The organism is Mycobacterium sp. NGS54, assembly GCF_059812465.1.
In genome coordinates this window covers 753,692-770,155 of the sequence record NZ_JCALCS010000001.1, presented here as the reverse complement: position 1 = coordinate 770,155, position 16,464 = coordinate 753,692, and the positions used below count along the sequence as shown (strand labels likewise).

Here is a 16,464-nt window from a genome sequence, read left to right as displayed (position 1 = left end):
CCTCGGGAAGCATGTCCGGCGGTGGCTGATGGCCAGGTCGAAAGTGGGTAGCAGTCATGAGGTTCGCCGTGGTAGGTCTCATCGCGTCCTTCGTTGCGGCCTACGTCGCGTCGGTCGCGCTGTACGCCCAAAGCCGTACGTCGCATCATCGGGCGGAAGTTTCGGCCGGGGGCGACACCAGTACGGCGACGTTCTCGGTCGAGGACGTGCAGTCCAATTACAGCGTTCTCGTGATCAACCTGGCCATTTCACCCGGATCGTCGCTACTGGACCCGCAGACCCAGCACCTCAACGAGGACCTCAGCCTGTGGGTCAGATCCGCGGCGACGCCCACCCGGCGGACCTGGACGAAGGGCATGCTTCCCGGTGTGTTTCCCGTTCCGGTGACCATCGCCGGGGAGATCGAACGGTGGCCCTTCGATCACTACGAGTCGGGGCCGATCGAGGTCGAACTGCTGCACGGCGGCGAGGGCGGCGTGCCCGAGCGCCTGCCCGCCACCTTCGTCAACCACCTTCCCGGCTGGTACGTCACCGCCAGTACCGGCGGAGGGCAGGGTCCCTACCGGGTGACGCTGAAACGGTCCCTGAGTACCGCGGCGTTTGGCATCGTCATCTGCGGCGTGCTCGTTGCGATCGCCGCCCTCGGCCTCTTCGTCGCGGTCCAGACGGTGCGGGACCGGCGGAAGTTCCAGCCGCCGATGACGACGTGGTACGCGGCGATGCTTTTCGCGGTGGTGCCGCTGCGCAACGCGCTTCCGGGCTCGCCGCCCTTCGGGGGCTGGATCGACATCACGCTCGTTCTGTGGGTGCTCGTCGTGTTGGTGATCTCGATGCTGATCTACATCACCTGCTGGTGGCGGCATCTGCGGCCCGACACCGACCAACCGACGAAGCCGGCGGCGCCACCGACGAGCAAGTGAAGCGTTCGCCGCCAATTCGCGCGACGTGGCGACCGTGCGTCCACTTGATCGAAATCCCGTCGGTGTCAACGCTTTTGCAGCCGCTGTTGTCCACCGTCCCGCCGCAGGTGTTCGCCGCGCCGGTCGCGCGGGCGCGTCCCGTCCCGCTGACCATCACGGGCGACCCGTCGGATTGGCCCTTCGACCACTACCACTCGGGGCCGATCACGGTCGATCTCTTCCGCGGCGCCTCCCCGGTGCCGCAACGGGCGTCGGTCACCTTCGTCGACCGCATTCCGGGTTGGCGGCTCGACATGCCCGTCAGCGACACATCGACTGTCCCCGCGCCCTACCGAGTGGTGTTGCGCCGGTCTTCGAGCACGTCGCCTTCGCCGCCGTCATCGTCGCCATGATGATCGCGATCGCCGCGATCGCTCTGTCGGTCGCCGTGCAGACGGCGCGCGACCGCCGCAAATTTCAGCCGCCCATGACGACGTGGTACGCGGCGATGCTGTTCGCGATCATGCCGCTGCGCAACGCCCTGCCCGACGCGCCGCCCATCGGTTCGTGGATCGACGTGACCGTCACCCTGTGGGTGATCGTCGCGTTGGTGAACGCCATGCTGCTCTACATCTACTGCTGGTGGCGCCACCTCAAACCAGAGCCGGCCACCGTCGCGTAGCAACGCCGGGCATGCAACAGTTGAACTCGTGGCGAACGCATCGGTGGGGACCCGGCTGCGGCGAATCTGGCACGCGGTGTGGCGATTCGTCGTCACCGCGCCGCTGACCTACACCTGGCTGCTGATGCTGGCGATCACCACGATCATCCAGAACGAATTGCCCGGCCGGCAACTGCACTCCGTGCTGCTGCACCGCTCCACCAATATTCACGCGCTCGGAACCGATCCGCTCGACGTGCTGTTCTCCAGCCTGCTGTGGATCGACGGCAAGAACCTGGAGCCGTACCTGCTGCTGTTCAGCCTGTTCCTCGCCCCCGCCGAGCACTGGCTGGGCCAGTTGCGTTGGCTCACAATCGGATTGACCTCCCACATCCTGGCCACCTACATCAGCGAGGGCATCCTGTACTTCGCGATCGAGGAGCACGAGGCGCCGGAACGGCTGGTGCACGCCCGCGACATCGGGGTCAGCTATTTCCTGGTCGGCGTGATGGCGGTGCTGACCTATCACATCGCGCGGCCCTGGCGCTGGGGCTATCTCGGGGTGCTGCTGGTCATCTTCGGCTTCCCGCTGCTCACCATGACCCGCCACGGGGTGAACTTCACCGCGATCGGCCATTTCGCCGCACTTTTGATCGGGCTCTGCTTCTATCCGATGGCGCGCGAACGCAAGCGCCCGCCGTTGAACCCCGCGAAAATCAGGGCGGCGTTCCGGCGAATCGGAACGCGCGAGGGGTAGGCGATGGGACAGCAGGTCCGCGCGCTCTACGGCGCGTCGCTGTCCCCCGACGCCACCGCGTTCGCCCACCTCGTCGATGACGGCGGCTATCCCCATGCGGTGCAGCGCTTCCTGCGCGGCCGCCGGGCCAGCTCGTCGCGCAACGTCGAACTGCCGGTCGAGGGCCCTGTCTCGCGGGTCATCCACTCCGCGGACGGTCACTGGCTGGCCTGCGAGGTGGCCCCGGAGGGCTTCACCCGTCGGCAGATCTGGGTCGTCACCACCGATCCCGACGACCGGATGGCCTGGCGCGTCGACGCCGAGGAGGCCGGGACCGCCGAGCTGATCGGGTGGGACGGCACCCGGGTGGCGGCGATCCTGACGGGTGAGGACGGGGTCGGGCAGTCCTGCCTGATCGACCCGGCCGACGGCAATTGCGTTGTGATAGACCGCCGTTCCGGCGGCCGGCTCGTCGACGCGTGGGCCGGGGCGGCGCTGGTCCGGGTCGGGCCGCGCGGCTACCAGGAAATGGTCATGCTGCACGGGGACACCGAAATCGCGCTGTTGCCTTCCGATCCCGGTTCGGTGACAGCCAAGGGCGCCATTCTCGACGACCACCACGCGCGCCGCCTGCGCTACGGCCCGACCGGCGAGCTGACCAGGCTGTACCGGCCGGGCGTGGGTGGCGACGGGTACTTCCGGGCGTTGCTCGTCAGCGACAACGGCTGCGAGCACGCGCGGCTGGTGGAGGTCATCGCCACGCTGGACGGGGTGAGCTACTTCGTGGTGGCCGAGCGCCCCGAGGCCGATCTCGACGAGTTCGTCGTCAGCGACGACATGTCCACCGTCGCGTTGCTGTGGAACCTGCAGGGCCGCAGCGAGTTACAGATTCTGCACTACACCGACTACACGCTGGCCGAGCCGATACCGCTGCCGGGCGAGGTGGCGGGCGAGCTGACCATCAGCGCCGGCGGCTCGATGGTGGCGGTGACCGTGCAGGGCCCGGCGATGCCGCGAACCGTCGAGCTGGTCGACACCCGCACGCGGGCATGGCAACTCATCGACGCCGAACCCAGCCGCGGCCCGATCGCCGCGGGCTTCTCCGCCCGGCCGTCGCTGGAGACGATCACCGCGCGCGACGGGCGCAAGCTTCCGTCCTGGCTATACCGGGCCACCGAAAACGCCTCGGGCGCTTTGGTGTATCTGCACGGCGGCCCGGAGGGCTAGGCCCGGCCCGACTACAGCGAAATCTTCCCCGACCTGCTCAACGCCGGGATCAGCGTGCTGGCGCCGAACGTGCGCGGTTCCGGCGGGCTGGGCCGCACCTTCGTGCACGCCGACGACAAACAGAAGCGGTTCGCGGCCATCGACGACGTCGCCGACTGCGTGCGCTTCCTGGTGGACAGCGAGGTGGCCGATCCGGGACGCATCGCCTGCGCGGGCTGGTCCTACGGCGGCTACCTGACGATGGCGGCCCTGACGTTTCACCCGGACCTGTTCGCCGCGGGCGTCACCATCTGCGGCATGAGCGACCTGACCACGTTCTACCGCAACACCGAGCCGTGGATCGCCGACGCCGCCTACCCGGAGTACGGCCACCCGGTCAACGACCGCGCGCTGCTCGAGCGGCTGTCGCCGCTGCGCCGGGCCGCCGCGCTCACCGCGCCGCTGCTGGTGGTGCATGGCGCCCACGACACCAACGTCCCGGTCAGCGAATCGGAACAGATCGTCGACGCGTTGCGGCGCGCGGGCCGCGAGGTGCGCTACCTGTTGTTCGCCGACGACGGCCACGAGATCGTCAAGCGCGAGAACCACGCCGCGCTGGCCGAGGCGATGACGGAATGGCTGACCGAGGCGTTCGCCCGGCGCGCCTAGGGCATGGAATGCTTGCGGTGATGCGGCACTACTACTCCGTGGAGGCCATCCGCGACGCCGAGGCGCCGCTGCTGGCCAGCCTTCCCGACGGCGCGTTGATGCGCCGCGCGGCCTTCGGGCTGGCCACCGAGATCATCGCCGAGCTGACCGTCCGCGCGGCCGGCGTGGCCGGCCGGCGGGTGTGCGCGGTCGTCGGCTCGGGCGACAACGGCGGCGACGCGCTGTGGGCGGCAACCTTCGTGCGACGCCGCGGCGCGGCCGCCGACGCGGTGCTGCTCAACCCGGACCACACCCACGCCAAGGCGCTGGCGGCGTTCCGGAAGGCCGGCGGTCGCGTCGTCGAAAGTGTCTCGGGGGGAACCGATCTCGTCATCGACGGCGTGGTGGGCATCTCCGGCTCGGGGCCGCTGCGACCGGCGGCGGCCGAGGTCTTCGCGGCCGCCGCGGGAATCCCGGTGGTCGCCGTCGACATCCCCAGCGGCATCGACGTGGCGACCGGCGCCATCACCGGGCCCGCGGTGCACGCGGCGCTGACCGTCACCTTCGGCGGGCTCAAACCCGTGCACGCGCTGGCCGACTGCGGGCGCGTCAAGCTGATCGACATCGGCCTCGACCTGCCCGAGACGGATGTGCTGGGCTTCGAGGCCGCCGACGTCGCGGCGCGCTGGCCGGTTCCCGGGCCCCGTGACGACAAGTACACCCAGGGCGTGACGGGCGTGATGGCCGGCTCGGCCACCTACCCGGGCGCCGCCGTCCTGTGCACCGGCGCCGCCGTCGCCGCCACCTCCGGCATGGTCCGCTACGCCGGCAGCGCGCACACGCAGGTCCTGGCGCAGTGGCCCGAGGTGATCGCCTCGCCCACCCCGGCCGCGGCCGGGCGCGTGCAGGCGTGGGTGGTCGGGCCGGGGCTGGGCACCGACGAAACCGGGGCCGCGGCGTTGTGGTTCGCGCTGGAAAGCGACCTGCCGGTGATCGTCGACGCCGACGCGCTGACCATCCTGGCGGCCCACCCCGAGCTGGTCATGAGCCGCGCCGCGCCCACGGTGCTGACCCCGCACGCCGGTGAATTCGCCCGGCTGGCCGGCAGCCCGCCGGGCGACGACCGGGTGACGGCGTGCCGGAAGCTGGCCGACGCGTTCGGCGCCACCGTGCTGCTCAAGGGCAACGTCACGATCGTCGCCGACCCCGGCGGCCCGGTCTATCTCAATCCCGCCGGGCAGTCCTGGGCGGCCACGGCCGGCTCCGGCGACGTGCTGTCCGGCATGATCGGCGCGCTGCTGGCGTCCGGGTTGCCGGCCGCCGAGGCGGCCGCGGCCGCGGCGTTCGTGCACGCGCGCGCGGCCGCGCTCTCGGCCGCCGACCCGGGCCCGGGTGAGGCGCCGACGTCGGCGTCGCGGATCGTCCCGCACATCCGGGCCGCACTGGCCGACCTGTAGCACCAACGAGAAAGGATCCGCCGTGTCCCGCAGCCATCCGTCCGTGCCGGCGCACTCCATCGCCCCCGCCTACACCGGCCGCCTGTTCACCGCGCCCATTCCGGCGCTGCGGCTGCCCGAGGAGTCGATGGATCCCGACGCCGCGTACCGCTTCATCCACGACGAGCTGATGCTCGACGGCAGCTCGCGGCTGAACCTGGCGACGTTCGTCACCACCTGGATGGATCCCGAGGCCGGCAAGCTGATGGCCGAGACGTTCGACAAGAACATGATCGACAAGGACGAATACCCGGCCACCGCGGCCATCGAGCAGCGCTGCGTGTGCATGGTGGCCGACCTGTTCCACGCCGAGGACCTCAAGGACGACGACCCGTCCAGCGCCATCGGGGTGTCGACCATCGGCTCCAGCGAGGCGGTGATGCTGGGCGGGCTGGCGCTGAAGTGGCGCTGGCGGCAGAAGGTTGGAAAGGGTTGGGAGAAGCGCACTCCCAACTTGGTGATGGGCTCCAACGTCCAGGTGGTGTGGGAGAAGTTCTGCCGCTACTTCGACGTCGAACCGCGCTACCTGCCGATGGAGGAGGGGCGCTACGTCATCACCCCCGAGCAGGTCGTCGACGCCGTCGACGAGGACACCATCGGCGTGGTGGCGATCCTGGGCACCACCTACACCGGCGAGCTGGAACCCATCGCCCAGATCTGCGCGGCGCTGGACAAGCTTGCGGCCGGCGGCGGCGTGGACGTCCCGGTACACGTCGACGCCGCCAGCGGGGGCTTCGTGGTGCCGTTCCTGCACCCGGGCCTGGAATGGGACTTCCGGCTGCCCCGCGTGGTGTCGATCAACGTCAGCGGCCACAAGTACGGGCTCACCTACCCCGGCATCGGGTTCGTCGTATGGCGCAGCGCCGAGCACCTGCCCGACGAGCTGGTGTTCCGGGTCAACTACCTGGGCGGCGACATGCCGACCTTCACGCTGAACTTCTCGCGCCCCGGCAACCAGGTGGTCGGCCAGTACTACAACTTTTTGCGGCTGGGCCGCGAGGGATACACCAAGGTGATGCAGAGCCTGTCGTCGACCGCGCGTTGGCTGGGTGACCAGCTGCGGGATACCGACCACTGCGAGCTGATCTCGGACGGTTCGGCCATCCCGGTGGTCAGCTTCCGGCTAGCCAAGGACCGTGGCTACACCGAGTTCGACGTCTCCCACGAGCTGCGCGGCTACGGCTGGCAGGTGCCCGCCTACACCATGCCGGACAACGCCACCCACGTCTCGGTGCTGCGCATCGTGGTGCGGGAAGGGCTCTCCGCCGATTTGGCCCGGGCGCTGCACGACGACGCTCGCAGCGCCCTGGCGTCGCTGGACAAGATCAAGCCCGCCGGGCACTACGACGCCCAGCACTTTTCTCATTAGCGCCGAACGTCGACTTGTTGCGCTGATCAGGCCGAATCCTCCACAACAAGTCGACGCTCGACGGCGCTCGGCGCACTTCTGGGACAATGGCGGCCGTGGCAGTTACGCCGATATCCCTGACGCCCGGCCTCCTCGCCGAGGCCGTGGTGGACCTGGGCGCCGTCGCGCACAACGTGCGGGTGCTGCGCGAACACGCCGGCGGCGCCGGGGTGATGGCCGTCGTCAAGGCCGACGGCTACGGCCACGGCGCGACCCGGGTCGCGACGACGGCGCTGGCCGCCGGGGCGGCCGAGCTGGGGGTCGCCACCGTCGCCGAGGCGCTGGCGCTGCGCGCCGACGGGATCACCGCGCCGGTGCTGGCGTGGCTGCACCCGCCCGGCATCGACTTCGGGCCGGCCCTGCTGGCCGACGTGGAGATCGGCGTGTCCTCGGTGCGCCAGCTCGACCAGGTGGTCGACGCGGTGCGCCGCACGGGGCGCACGGCGACGGTGACCGTCAAGGTCGACACGGGGCTGAACCGCAACGGCGTGGCCCCGGCGAACTACCCGGCCATGCTGACCGCGCTGCGCGCCGCCGCCGCCGAGAACACCATCCGGCCGCGCGGGCTGATGTCGCACATGGTGTTCGCCGACCAGCCCGAGAGCCCCGTCAACGACACTCAGGCCCAACGGTTTTCCGACATGCTCGCGCGGGCGCGCGCCGGGGGCGTGCATTTCGAGGTTGCGCACCTGGCGAATTCGTCGGCCACGATGTCGCGCCCCGACCTCGCCTTCGACCTGGTGCGTCCGGGCATCGCGGTGTACGGCCTGAGCCCGGTGCCCCAGCTCGGCGACATGGGGTTGATCCCGGCGATGACCGTGAAATGTGCCGTCGCGCTGGTCAAATCGATTCGCGCGGGCGAGAGCGTGTCCTATGGGCACACCTGGACCGCGCAACGGGACACCACCCTGGCGTTGCTGCCGATCGGCTACGCGGACGGCGTGTTCCGCTCGCTGGGCGGGCGGCTGGAGGTGCTGATCAACGGCAGGCGGCGCCCCGGTGCCGGACGGATCTGCATGGACCAGTTCGTCGTCGACCTCGGGCCGGGGCCGGTCGATGTGGCCGAGGGCGACGAGGCGATCCTGTTCGGGCCCGGCAGCCGGGGCGAACCCACCGCACAAGACTGGGCCGACCTACTCGGCACCATCCACTACGAAGTGGTCACCAGCCCCCGGGGGCGGATCACCAGAACCTACCGCGAGGCCGAAACCCTTGAGCCCTGACAAGACCCGCAGGCGTCGCAGGGGGAAAGCCTGGCTTGCGGGAGGGGCCGGGATGACCGCCGTCGCCACCATCGTCGGAGCCTCCGCCCGCCGCTCGGTGACCCAGCGCGCGGCCCTGCTCGAAGACCCGTACGCGGACGAGGATTTCGAGACGATCGACAAGGACCGCGCGTACGTGGTGACCACACCCGACGGGGTGCCGCTGGCGGTCCGCGAGGCCGGCCCGGTCGACGCGCGGGTGACCATGGTCTTCGTCCACGGATTCTGCCTGCGCATGGGCGCCTTCCATTTCCAGCGCACCCGGCTCCCGAATCGGTTGTCCCCGCCCGTGCGGATGGTGTTCTACGACCAGCGCGGCCATGGACGATCCGGCGCCGGCGCGCGCGAGAGCTACACGCTGACCCAGCTGGGCGAGGACCTGGACGGCGTGCTGAAGGCCGTGGCGCCCAAAGGGGTGGTGGTGCTCGTCGGCCATTCGATGGGCGGCATGACGGTGTTGTCGCACGCCCGCCAGTTCCCCGAGCAGTACGGCCGCCGGATCGTCGGCGCCGCGATCATCTCCTCCGCGGCCGAAGGGGTGACGCGGTCGCCGCTGGGCGAGATCCTGAAAAACCCCGCGCTGGACGCGTTTCGGTTCACCGCCCGCTCCGCGCCCAAGCTGATGCACCGCGGCCGCAACGTGTCACGGTCGCTGATCGGCCCGGTCCTGCGGGCCGCGTCCTACAGCGACCTGCAGGTCAGCCGGAGCCTGGACGCGTTCTCCCAGCAGATGATGAACGGCACCCCGATCGACACCATGGTCGGCTTTCTCGATGCCCTGGAAAAACACGACGAGACCGCCGGGCTGTGGACCTTGCTCAAGGTGCCGACCCTGATCGCGTGCGGTGACCATGACCTGCTCACCCCGGACGAATACTCGCGGAAGATGGCGGCCTCGCTGCCGCGCTCCGAGCTGGTCATCGTCGCCGGGGCCAGCCACCTGGCGCTGCTGGACAAGCCCGAGGCCATCAACGACGGGCTGGTCCGGCTCGTTCACCGCGCCGTTCCGGGCGAGATGGTGCTGCGGTACCGGCGATTGCGAGAAAGGTTGCGGCGCCGTGGTGGCTGAGGGGGGCACGGCCACCTGCGAGCGCGTCGAGGACACCGTCGCGCTGGGTTCGCGGCTGGGCCGGCAGCTGCGGGCGGGCGACGTGGTGGTGCTGTCCGGCCCGCTCGGTGCGGGAAAAACGGTGCTGGCCAAGGGAATTGCCGCGGCGATGGACGTCGACGGCCCGGTCACGTCGCCGTCGTACGTGCTGGCGCGGGTGCATCCGCCGCGGCGGCCCGGCGCACCGGCGATGATCCACGTCGACATGTACCGACTGCTGGATCATGGCGGCGCCGACCTGCTGGGGGAGCTGGACTCGCTGGACCTCGACACCGATCTCGACGACGCGGTCGTCGTGGTCGAGTGGGGCGAGGGCCTGGCCGAACGCCTCTCGGAGCGACACCTCGACGTCCGGCTGGAGCGGGTCAGCCACTCCGATGTGCGGATCGCCACCTGGGAGTGGGGCGCATGAGTCTCGTTCTGGCGCTGGATACGTCGACTCCGGCCGTGACGGCGGGCTTGGTAAAGCTTGAGCGCGGCGTCCTCACCGTGCTGGCCGAGCGGGTCACCCACGACGCCCGCGCGCACGCCGAGCGGCTGACCCCCAACGCGCTGGCCGCCCTCGCCGACGCCGGGCTGACGATGGCCGATCTCGACGCCGTCGTGGTGGGCTGCGGACCCGGCCCGTTCACCGGCCTGCGGGCCGGGATGGCGACCGCCGCGGCCTACGCGCACGCGCTGGGCATCCCGGTGCGCGGGGTGTGCAGCCTGGACGCCATCGGGGTGCGCACCACCGGCGAGGTCCTGGTGGTCACCGACGCCCGCCGTCGCGAGGTGTACTGGGCGCGCTACCGCGACGGTTTCCGCATGGCGGGACCGGGAGTTAATGCCCCCGCCGACGTCGACCCCGGTCCCGCCACGGCGGTCGCCGGCTCACCCGAGCACGCCGCGCTGTTCGGGCTGCCGGTCGGCGAGCCAGCCCACCCGACGTCCGCCGGCCTGGTCGCTGCGGTGCCCGACTGGGCGGAGCGCCCGCTCCCGCTCGTCGCGCTCTACCTGCGCCGTCCCGACGCCAAGCCCCTGGCGGCCCCCCGATGACCGCCCCCGGCGAGCCCGTGACTTTCGGCGCGTTGACGCCCGCCGACGCCGAGCGCTGCGCCGAGCTGGAGGCGGTGCTGTTCCCCGGCGACGACCCCTGGCCCGCGGTGGCGTTCAACCGCGAGCTGGCCGCCACACACAACCACTACGCGGCCGCCCGGGTCGGCGGCACGCTCGTCGGCTACGCCGGCATCGCGCGGCTGGGCCGCACACCGCCCTTCGAATACGAGGTGCACACCATCGGGGTGGACCCGGCCTACCAGGGCCGGGGCATCGGGCGCCGACTGCTCGACGACCTGCTCGATTTCGCCGGCGGCGGCATCGTCTACCTGGAGGTCCGCACCGACAACGAGGCGGCCATCGCGCTGTACCGCAGCGCGGGTTTCGCGCAGATCGGCCTGCGCAAGCGCTATTACCGGGTCAGCGGCGCCGACGCGTACACGATGCGACGGGAGGCTGTGTGACGGTCATTCTGGCGATCGAAACCTCGTGTGACGAAACGGGAGTCGGCATCGCGCGCCTCGACGAGGACGGCACCGTGACGCTGCTCGCCGACGAGGTGGCCTCCAGCGTCGACGAACACGTCCGCTTCGGCGGCGTCGTCCCCGAGATCGCCTCGCGCGCGCACCTGGAGGCCCTCGGCCCCGCCATGCGCCGCGCGCTGGAAACGGCGGCGCTGGACAAGCCGGATGTCGTCGCCGCCACGATCGGGCCCGGGCTGGCCGGCGCCCTGCTGGTGGGAGTGGCTGCGGCCAAGGCTTATTCGGCCGCCTGGGACGTGCCGTTCTACGCCGTGAACCACCTGGGTGGGCACCTGGCCGCCGACGTCTACGAACACGGACCGCTACCCGAGTGTGTGGCGTTGCTGGTGTCGGGCGGACACACACACCTGTTGCACGTGCGATCCCTCGGCGAGCCGATCGTCGAGCTGGGCAGCACCGTCGACGACGCGGCCGGCGAGGCCTACGACAAGGTGGCGCGGCTGCTGGGGCTGGGCTACCCGGGCGGCAAGGTGCTCGACGACCTGGCCCGCACCGGCGATCCCGACGCCATCACGTTCCCGCGCGGCATGACCGGTCCACGCGACGACCCCTACGCGTTCAGCTTCTCCGGGCTCAAGACCGCCGTCGCGCGCTACGTGGAAAGCCACCCCGACGCCCCGACCCCCGACATCGCCGCCGGCTTCCAGGAGGCCGTCGCCGACGTGCTCACCGGAAAGGCGGTGCGCGCGGCGACCGAACTCGGCGTCTCGACGCTGTTGATCGCCGGGGGAGTGGCCGCGAACTCGCGATTGCGGGAGCTGGCCACGCAGCGCTGCGCGGCGGCCGGCCTGACGCTGCGGATCCCCCGGCCGCGGCTGTGCACCGACAACGGGGCGATGATCGCCGCCTTCGCGGCGCACCTGGTGGCGGCCGGCGCGGCCCCGTCGCCGCTGGACGTCCCCAGCGACCCCGGCCTGCCGGTGGTAAAAGCCCAGGTGAGCTGATGTTCGCTCAGCGCGGACACGCCAACACACAAGAAGCAGCAGGGCGGCCTTGAGTGCTAGCACTCGCATGTATAGAGTGCTAGGTGGCAATCGGCCGAGCCCCTGCGTCGGCACCCGCGACGACGGCGCGAGGGCACGGGCGACTGCCGAATCCCTTGATAATTCCGGGGCAACCGCCCCGGACCCGATCTAACTATTGGAGGGCTCCAATCGTGGCGAAGGTGAACATCAAGCCACTCGAGGACAAGATTCTCGTGCAGGCCAACGAGGCCGAGACCACGACCGCGTCCGGTCTGGTCATTCCTGACACCGCCAAGGAGAAGCCGCAGGAAGGCACCGTCGTCGCAGTCGGCCCGGGCCGGTGGGACGAGGACGGCGAGAAGCGGATCCCGCTGGACGTCTCGGAGGGTGACACCGTCATCTACAGCAAGTACGGCGGCACCGAGATCAAGTACAACGGCGAGGAGTACCTGATCCTGTCCGCGCGCGACGTGCTGGCTGTCGTATCCAAGTAAGGACCGTGTTCCGCCCCGGCGATCCCCGCGCACACCGCGGGTGATTTCCGGGGCGGCATGCGTTCTTCAGTAAAGGAACCTGATGAGCAAACTTATTGAGTACGACGAAACCGCGCGGCGCGCCATGGAGGCCGGCGTCAACAAGCTCGCCGACGCCGTCCGGGTGACGCTGGGGCCGCGGGGCCGGCATGTGGTGCTGGCCAAGGCATTCGGCGGGCCCGCGGTGACCAACGACGGCGTCACCGTCGCGCGCGAGATCGACCTCGAGGACCCGTTCGAGAACCTGGGCGCCCAGCTGGTGAAGTCGGTGGCCACCAAGACCAACGACGTCGCGGGCGACGGCACCACCACCGCGACCGTGCTGGCGCAGGCGCTGGTCCGGGACGGGCTGCGGATGGTCGCCGCCGGCGCCAACCCGATCGCGCTGGGCGTCGGGATCGGCAAGGCCGGCGACGCGGTGTCCGAGGCGCTGCTGGCGGAGGCCACCCCGGTGTCCGGCAAGGAGGGCATCGCGCAGGTGGCGACCGTGTCGTCGCGCGACCCGCACATCGGTGAGCTGGTGGGCGAGGCGATGACCAAGGTCGGCGCCGACGGCGTGGTCAGCGTGGAGGAGTCCTCGACGCTGAACACCGAGCTGGAGTTCACCGAGGGCGTCGGCTTTGACAAGGGTTTCCTGTCGGCGTATTTCGTCACCGACTTCGACTCGCAGGAGGCCGTGCTCGACGACCCGCTGATCCTGCTGCACCAGGAGAAGATCAGCTCGCTGCCCGACCTGCTGCCGATGCTGGAAAAGGTCGCCGAAGCGGGCAAACCGCTGCTGATCGTCGCCGAGGACATCGAGGGCGAGGCCCTCGCGACGCTGGTCGTCAACTCGATCCGCAAGACGCTGAAGGCCGTTGCGGTCAAGGCGCCGTTCTTCGGTGACCGCCGCAAGGCGTTCCTCGAGGACCTCGCGGTGGTCACGGGCGGGCAGGTGATCAACCCCGACGCCGGGCTGCTGCTGCGCGAGGTCGGCGCCGAGGTGCTGGGGTCGGCCCGTCGCGTGGTGGTCAGCAAGGACGACACGATCATCGTCGAGGGCGGCGGCTCCAAGGACGCGGTCGCCAACCGCGTCAAGCAGTTGCGCGCCGAGATCGAAAGCAGTGACTCCGACTGGGACCGCGAGAAGCTGCAGGAGCGGCTGGCCAAGCTGGCCGGCGGCGTGGCCGTCATCAAGGTCGGTGCCGCCACCGAGACGGCGCTCAAGGAGCGCAAGGAGAGCGTCGAGGACGCCGTCGCGGCCGCCAAGGCGGCCGTCGAGGAGGGCATCGTCGCGGGCGGCGGAACGGCGCTCATCCACGCCCGCAAGGCGTTGACGGAGCTGCGCGGGACGGTGAGCGGCGACGAGGCGCTCGGCGTCGACGTGTTCTCCGCGGCGCTGGCGGCGCCCCTGTACTGGATCGCCACCAACGCCGGGCTGGACGGCGCGGTCGCCGTCAACAAGGTCAGCGAGCTGCCCGTCGGGCAGGGCCTGAACGCCGAGACGCTCGAATACGGCGACCTGCTCGGCGCCGGCGTGATCGACCCGGTCAAGGTGACCCGGTCGGCCGTCGTCAACGCGGCGTCGGTGGCGCGGATGGTGCTGACCACCGAGACGGCCGTCGTGGAAAAGCCGGCCGAGGAGGCTGACGACCACGGTCACGGTCATCATCACCATTAACACGCGCTAGACGAGACACCCCCGGTCGTAGGCCGGGGGTGTTTTCGTTTCTGGTCAGGCGTATTTGTGCCGGCGCAGGGATAATTTCGCCCATGAGCATGGCGTACCTGGCGCAGCCGGAACAGCAGCAGCAGTTGGAATGGCTCGATGGCGGCACGTTGGCGATCTTGCTCGACGGCAAAGCGACCGACGGCCAATTGATGGTCGGACGCTTCGATGTCAGCGAGGGCGAGGCGCCTCCGTATCACAAGCACACGCGTGAGGATGAGGTCTTCATGCTGATCAAGGGCTCGGCGCTGCTCTGGCTGGACGATCAGGAAATGGAGTTGTCGGAAGGCGGAATTGTCTACCTGCCCAAGAACATTCCCCATGCCTACCGCATCACGTCCAAGAAAGCCGACCTGCTGATGATCAACACTCCGGCGGGCATCGAAGGCATGTTCCGCCATACCGGACGCGACAAGTCGACGCCGCGCCCGGACGGCTTCGAAATCTCGCCCGAACGGATGGCCGAAGGGGCGGACATGTACGGACAGATCATTCTCGGCCCGCCCCGCTGATCAACCTGCGGCTTCGGCTGGAATTCGACACCACCGAGACGGCGGTGGTCGAGAAGCCCGCGGAAGCGGACGATGACCACGGCCACGGCCACGGTCATCACCACCACTGAGTCGAGCGGTTACGAAGCACCCCCGGTCTATTGGCCGAGGGTGCTTCGTTTGGGTGGTCGTGTCGGTGGTTTAAGTGGCGCGGCGGACCGGCAAGGCCGATTAGCCCTCCAGGCCGGCGGCGGACGCGAATGCTTTGAGTTCCCGTTCGATGTCGGATCCTGCTGGCTGGTAAACGATCTCGGTGACGTCCCGCGCTGCGAGTCCCGCAATTTTTTCCGGTATTTCCTCGGCCGGTCCGGTCAACGCCATCGAGCTGACCATCGGCACCAGGCCCGCAACATGTGGCTCATCGCTCGCATTGGCCTTCACCAGATGTCCCGTGTGGATGGCGAGATGCCGCTCGTCCGTCGGGTAGACCTCAATCGCCTCGCGCCAGCTTTGCCCACCGGGCAGCGCGTCGACGGCGGCGGCACCGCCGCGCTCGTACACGGCGTGATACATCACCACGGCACCGGGACCCGCGGCGTCGATGGCGCGCGGCGACGTCAGGTCCTCTCCTTCGTCGAGCACAGTGCCGAAGCAGAGCAGTGCCCGCCAGTCGGAGATTTTCGCGGCGTCGGGCTGGGGCACGGCGGCGGAGAAAACGCCGTCGCCAAGCTCCGCCGCAACGGCCAGCCCTTTCGGGCCGTCGGCGCCGATCAGTATCGGCACGGTGATCGGCCGCGGCGCCCCGAAGCCGGGTAGCTGCAGCATCCGGACCTTCGCGCCTTCCCACTCGGCAGTTTCGCCGGCGAGAAGATCCCGCAGGCACCGCACGTAGTCGGCGACCTGCCGCCACGGCATTGGCCGCTGGCCCAGCGCCATTCGACCGGTAAAACCCGAGCCGATCGCGACGGCGACCCGACCAGGCGCCTGGCTCGCCAGCTCGGCTATCGCGGCGGCATTGACCATCGGATGCCGCAGGCTGGGGACGAGCACGCCCGGCCCGAGGCCGATGCGCGACGTGCGCTCGGCGCACCGGTTGAGAATCATCCACACGTCCGGGTAGAGCGCCGGCGAGTCGTAGAGCCACGCGCGCTTGTAGCCGAGCGTTTCGGCGAGCTCCACCTGGGACGGGGTGTCCGACGAAGTTGCGAACGCACACGAGATCTCCATATTCGGACCATACGAGACCGCAGTGAGCGGACGAGCGGACAAGCTGGTGATCGCAAGAATCTCGCAAGTAGTCTGCGGCAATCTGACCACCATGAACACCGCTCACAAGCTGAAAGAGGTCGTCGCCGTCGCGCTGCTATCCGGCGCCGTCGCGGTGGCGAGTTTATGTATGGCCACAGGTGTCGCCCAGGCCCAGCCCGGTTGCGCGACTCAAACCTGTTGGTGCCCAGGCAAACCCCTACCGTCATCCAATGCACCGATAACTTGGGACATGAGTGTCTGCCATGACTGGCACTACGCCTGGCACGACAACCCGGCCGCGGGCAACCAGGTCTTAGAAGGCCCGCTGGACTGCGGTTACGGGCCCGGTTTCCTACCTCAATGCAAGGGCTGACGGGCTTAGGCTTACCGACCGGGGTGCTCACGCCCTGAAGGGCAAGTCGACGCCCACCGAGGTTTTCGGTCTCGGCTCAGCGCGTTAGCCCACGCGCCATGGTTGACGCGGCTGCCATACGGGGTGCAGTGTGATACTCGTC

At 69.7% G+C, this 16,464-nt stretch carries 14 protein-coding genes and 3 pseudogenes; 16 read left to right on the top strand and 1 reads right to left on the bottom strand.

Going from position 1 to position 16,464, the window contains the following annotated elements:
* The first annotated feature begins 56 nt into the window (after window positions 1–56).
* The 16 genes and pseudogenes from AC5Y5E_RS03790 (at window position 57) to AC5Y5E_RS03715 (ending at window position 14,722) form a co-directional block, all read left to right on the top strand.
* Window positions 57–920, top strand: a complete 864-nt coding sequence (locus AC5Y5E_RS03790) for a DUF4436 domain-containing protein (protein WP_499901617.1) — start codon at window positions 57–59, stop codon at window positions 918–920.
* A 41-nt stretch (window positions 921–961) separates the two neighbouring features.
* Window positions 962–1,057: pseudogene (locus AC5Y5E_RS03785) on the top strand (hypothetical protein); the annotation flags it as partial.
* A pseudogene (locus AC5Y5E_RS03780) lies at window positions 1,058–1,581 on the top strand (DUF8686 domain-containing protein); the annotation flags it as partial.
* Between the two features lie 28 nt (window positions 1,582–1,609).
* A complete protein-coding gene (locus AC5Y5E_RS03775) occupies window positions 1,610–2,317 on the top strand; it encodes a rhomboid-like protein (protein ID WP_499901616.1) in 708 nt (235 codons plus the stop codon).
* A gap of 3 nt (window positions 2,318–2,320) precedes the next feature.
* Window positions 2,321–4,171, top strand: a pseudogene (locus AC5Y5E_RS03770) (alpha/beta hydrolase family protein).
* A 20-nt stretch (window positions 4,172–4,191) separates the two neighbouring features.
* A complete protein-coding gene (locus AC5Y5E_RS03765; protein WP_499901615.1) occupies window positions 4,192–5,607 on the top strand; it encodes an NAD(P)H-hydrate dehydratase in 1,416 nt (471 codons plus the stop codon).
* 22 nt (window positions 5,608–5,629) lie between these two features.
* On the top strand, window positions 5,630–7,015 hold the full coding sequence (gene gad, locus AC5Y5E_RS03760) for a glutamate decarboxylase (RefSeq protein ID WP_499901614.1): 1,386 nt from the start codon (window positions 5,630–5,632) through the stop codon (window positions 7,013–7,015).
* Window positions 7,016–7,110: 95 nt separating this feature from the next.
* Complete coding sequence (gene alr / locus AC5Y5E_RS03755) at window positions 7,111–8,277, top strand: alanine racemase (RefSeq protein WP_499901613.1); 1,167 nt, start codon at window positions 7,111–7,113, stop codon at window positions 8,275–8,277.
* Between the two features lie 52 nt (window positions 8,278–8,329).
* On the top strand, window positions 8,330–9,385 hold the full coding sequence (locus AC5Y5E_RS03750) for an alpha/beta fold hydrolase (protein ID WP_499901612.1): 1,056 nt from the start codon (window positions 8,330–8,332) through the stop codon (window positions 9,383–9,385).
* Window positions 9,378–9,836: a tRNA (adenosine(37)-N6)-threonylcarbamoyltransferase complex ATPase subunit type 1 TsaE gene (gene tsaE / locus AC5Y5E_RS03745; RefSeq protein ID WP_499901611.1), complete on the top strand. Its 459-nt coding sequence runs from the start codon at window positions 9,378–9,380 to the stop codon at window positions 9,834–9,836. Before AC5Y5E_RS03750 ends, tsaE begins: the two co-directional genes overlap by 8 nt.
* The gene (tsaB, locus tag AC5Y5E_RS03740; RefSeq protein ID WP_499901610.1) at window positions 9,833–10,462 is read left to right on the top strand and encodes a tRNA (adenosine(37)-N6)-threonylcarbamoyltransferase complex dimerization subunit type 1 TsaB; all 630 of its coding nucleotides are present in this window, start codon (window positions 9,833–9,835) and stop codon (window positions 10,460–10,462) included. The genes tsaE and tsaB overlap by 4 nt, the downstream gene beginning before the upstream one ends.
* Window positions 10,459–10,926 (top strand): ribosomal protein S18-alanine N-acetyltransferase, encoded by a 468-nt coding sequence (rimI, locus tag AC5Y5E_RS03735; protein ID WP_499901609.1) that lies wholly within the window; start codon window positions 10,459–10,461, stop codon window positions 10,924–10,926. The genes tsaB and rimI overlap by 4 nt, the downstream gene beginning before the upstream one ends.
* Complete coding sequence (tsaD, locus tag AC5Y5E_RS03730) at window positions 10,923–11,948, top strand: tRNA (adenosine(37)-N6)-threonylcarbamoyltransferase complex transferase subunit TsaD (protein WP_499901608.1); 1,026 nt, start codon at window positions 10,923–10,925, stop codon at window positions 11,946–11,948. Before rimI ends, tsaD begins: the two co-directional genes overlap by 4 nt.
* Before the next feature lie 212 nt (window positions 11,949–12,160).
* Window positions 12,161–12,463: a co-chaperone GroES gene (groES, locus tag AC5Y5E_RS03725; protein ID WP_007167930.1), complete on the top strand. Its 303-nt coding sequence runs from the start codon at window positions 12,161–12,163 to the stop codon at window positions 12,461–12,463.
* Between the two features lie 82 nt (window positions 12,464–12,545).
* A complete protein-coding gene (gene groL / locus AC5Y5E_RS03720; RefSeq protein WP_499901607.1) occupies window positions 12,546–14,162 on the top strand; it encodes a chaperonin GroEL in 1,617 nt (538 codons plus the stop codon).
* 92 nt (window positions 14,163–14,254) lie between these two features.
* Window positions 14,255–14,722, top strand: coding sequence for a cupin domain-containing protein (locus AC5Y5E_RS03715; protein ID WP_499901606.1), 468 nt, complete (start codon window positions 14,255–14,257; stop codon window positions 14,720–14,722).
* Window positions 14,723–14,932: 210 nt separating this feature from the next.
* Here AC5Y5E_RS03715 and AC5Y5E_RS03710 read toward each other — a convergent pair whose 3' ends face one another.
* A complete protein-coding gene (locus tag AC5Y5E_RS03710; protein ID WP_499901872.1) occupies window positions 14,933–15,928 on the bottom strand; it encodes an LLM class flavin-dependent oxidoreductase in 996 nt (331 codons plus the stop codon).
* Window positions 15,929–16,464: the final 536 nt, after the last annotated feature.